1 protein-coding gene is annotated in these 1,313 nt (G+C 47.4%); it reads left to right on the top strand.

The window, feature by feature from the left end; translation table 11 throughout:
* Positions 1-1,313 (top strand): dihydrolipoyl dehydrogenase (gene lpdA / locus C1T29_RS09135; protein WP_208945660.1); only part of this gene is annotated, 1,313 nt, incomplete at both ends.

Raw genomic sequence — 1,313 nt, forward strand, 5'->3', positions numbered from 1 at the left:
TGTCATTGGTGCGGGACCTGGCGGCTATGTAGCTGCCATCCGCGCTGCTCAGCTTGGACAAAAAGTAACAATCGTTGAAAAAGGCAATCTTGGAGGCGTATGTCTGAATGTCGGATGTATCCCTTCAAAAGCGCTGATCAATGCAGGCCACCGCTATGAGAATGCAAAGCATTCTGAAGAGATGGGGATCACTGCTGAAAACGTAAAAGTTGACTTTACAAAAGTTCAAGAATGGAAAGCCTCTGTCGTTAATAAGCTTACCGGCGGTGTTGAAGGCCTTCTGAAAGGCAACAAAGTCGACATCGTAAAAGGCGAAGCGTACTTTGTAGACAGCAATTCTGTACGCGTGATGGATGAGAATTCAGCTCAGACATACACGTTCAAAAATGCGATCATTGCAACGGGTTCTCGCCCTATCGAATTGCCAAACTTCAAATATAGCGACCGCGTACTGAATTCAACAGGCGCGCTTGCACTGAAAGAAATTCCTAAGAAGCTCGTTGTCATCGGCGGCGGCTACATCGTAACTGAGCTCGGTACTGCATATGCAAACTTCGGCACTGAAGTTGTCATTCTTGAAGGCGGAGAAGAAATCCTTCCAGGCTTTGAGAAGCAAATGAGCTCTCTTGTTAAACGCAACCTGAAGAAAAAAGGCAACGTTGAAATCCATACAAAAGCTATGGCTAAAGGCGTAGAAGAAAAAGCTGACGGCGTAACCGTTACGTTCGAAGTGAAAGGCGAAGAGCAAACAATCGATGCGGACTACGTACTTGTCACTGTCGGCCGCGTTGCAAACACGGACGAGCTTGGACTTGAACAAGTAGGCGTTGAAATGACGGACCGCGGCATCATCAAAACGGACAAACAATGCCGTACAAACATTCCGAACATCTATGCGATCGGTGACATCATCGAAGGTCCTCCGCTTGCACATAAAGCTTCTTATGAAGGTAAAATCGCTGCTGAAGCGATTGCCGGAGAAGCAGCGGAAATCGACTATCTCGGAATTCCTGCGGTCGTCTTCTCTGAGCCTGAACTTGCATCTGTAGGTTACACTGAAGCACAGGCTAAAGAAGAAGGTCTTGCAGTGACTGCAGCCAAATTCCCGTTTGCTGCAAACGGACGTGCGCTGTCATTAAACGAAACTGACGGTTTCCTTAAACTTGTAACACGCAAAGAAGACGGTTTAGTCATCGGTGCACAAATTGCCGGAGCAAGTGCTTCTGACATGATTTCTGAGCTGAGCTTGGCAATCGAAGCAGGCATGACTGCTGAAGATATCGCCATGACAATCCATGCTCACCCTACATTGG

This window comes from Bacillus sp. MBGLi79, from assembly GCF_002953915.1.